2 protein-coding genes and 2 pseudogenes are annotated in these 1,509 nt (G+C 71.1%); all 4 read right to left on the bottom strand.

What is annotated here, in order from left to right; translation table 11 throughout:
- Window positions 1–663 (bottom strand): sugar kinase (locus MBELCI_RS18770; RefSeq protein ID WP_045320552.1); only part of this gene is annotated, 663 nt, incomplete at its 3' end.
- The gene (locus MBELCI_RS22185) at window positions 663–902 is read right to left on the bottom strand and encodes a hypothetical protein (protein WP_021695815.1); all 240 of its coding nucleotides are present in this window, start codon (window positions 900–902) and stop codon (window positions 663–665) included. The genes MBELCI_RS18770 and MBELCI_RS22185, both read right to left, overlap by 1 nt.
- Window positions 903–990: 88 nt before the next feature.
- A pseudogene (locus MBELCI_RS22180) lies at window positions 991–1,251 on the bottom strand (mannitol dehydrogenase family protein); the annotation flags it as partial.
- Window positions 1,252–1,282: 31 nt separating this feature from the next.
- Window positions 1,283–1,509: pseudogene (locus MBELCI_RS22175) on the bottom strand (mannitol dehydrogenase family protein); the annotation flags it as partial.

Raw genomic sequence — 1,509 nt, 5'->3', positions numbered from 1 at the left:
CACCTCGCCCGCCCCGGCGGTGGCATAGCGCGCGGCGCAAGCGGCGGGATCGGCGTCGCCGAACCAGCGCGCCTCGTCGTCGAAGCTCGGCAGAACGATGTCGGACAGCGCCGCGGCGGCGGTGATCGCGTCGCGCATCTCGGCCTCGTTCGACCAAAGCGCGGGTCGGATATTGGAATCGAAGGCGATGCGCGCCCCGCCCTTTCGCACGTCGCGCAGCGCATCGAACAGCCGCGCCCGGCCCCCGGGCGGAAGGATTGCCAGCGTGATCCCCGACAGGTAGATCATCCGCGCCTCCGCCATTGCTGCGCGCAGCGCCGCCGCGTCATCGGCGAGACCGCGCGCCGCCGAGCTTTCGCGCCAATAGGTGAAGGCGCGGTCGCCGTCCTTCTGCTCGATCATGTAGAGACCGGGCCGCCGGTCGGAGAGGCGCCGGATCGTGCCAGTGTCGATACCGGCGTGGTCGAGAAATCCGACGATCCGGTCGGAAAACCCGTCGGTCCCCAGAGCGGTGAAATAGCCGACCGGCCCATCGGCCGGATCGAGACCGGCCCGCGCGTACCAAAGCGTGTTGAGCGTGTCCCCGGCAAAGCCCATGCGCCAGCAGCCATCCTCGCCGCCCGACATCTCGATCATGCATTCCCCGATCGCGAGCAATTGCATCACACCGCCTCCCCTGCGATAGCAGCGACCATGCCCCGCGCCAGCATGTCGCGCAGGATCCGTGCCGCCTGCGCCTCGAACGCGCCACCGAGAAGCGCCTCCGGCGTCAGCCCCGGCAGCCGCAACAACCCGGCGATAAGTGCCTGCGCATCGCCGCCCGCCGCCTCCACGACGGCGGCGATTTCGGCTTCGCGCGGGTCGCGCAGCGCATGGCTCGCGCCCGCTTCGCCACGGCCCATGCAGTAGCGCGCCCAGGCCGCGGTGGGCGAAGGCGAAGGGCCGCGGATCCTGCCCCGCCCGTTGCGCGTCGCAGGCCGGGGCGAAGATGCGCTGCGGCAGCTTCTGGCTGCCATCCATCGCGATCTGGTAGGTCTCATGCGCGATCGCCGGGTTGGCAAAGCGCGCGGCAAGCTCATCGCCATAAGCATCGAGGTCGATGCCGGGCAGCGGGTCGAGCGTCGCGGCCGCCGCCGCGATGTGCCGCCGCGCCAGCACCGAGAGCGCGGGATCGGCCATCGCGCCCCGCACCAGCGCATGCCCCGCGATGAACCCGGCATAGGCGATCAGCGAATGCGCCCCGTTGAGCATCCGCAGCTTCATCCGCTCATAGGGCGCGACGTCATCGACGAAGATCGCGCCGCCCGCCGCCCAGTCGGGGCGGCCCTGCGCAAAACGATCCTCGATCACCCATTGGCAGAAGGGCTCGGTCTCGATCGCCGCGGCGTCCTCGACCCCCGGTGAGCCGCGCGGCGAGCGTCAGCGTCGCCTCGGTCGCCGCCGGCGTGATCCGGTCCACCATGGAGGAGGGAAACGCCACCTCCGCCGCGATCCAGTCGGCGAGGCCGG

This window comes from Limimaricola cinnabarinus LL-001 (genome assembly GCF_000466965.1).
GTDB classification, from domain to species: domain Bacteria; phylum Pseudomonadota; class Alphaproteobacteria; order Rhodobacterales; family Rhodobacteraceae; genus Limimaricola; species Limimaricola cinnabarinus.
The sequence above is the reverse complement of the archived record's forward strand: the minus strand, read 5'-3'. Positions and strand labels throughout refer to the sequence as shown.

What these genes read in the sequence shown, in the direction of transcription:
- MBELCI_RS22185 (WP_021695815.1), bottom strand. Translation starts at nt 902, where the DNA reads ATGGGCCGTGGCGAAGCGGGCGCGAGCCATGCGCTGCGCGACCCGCGC.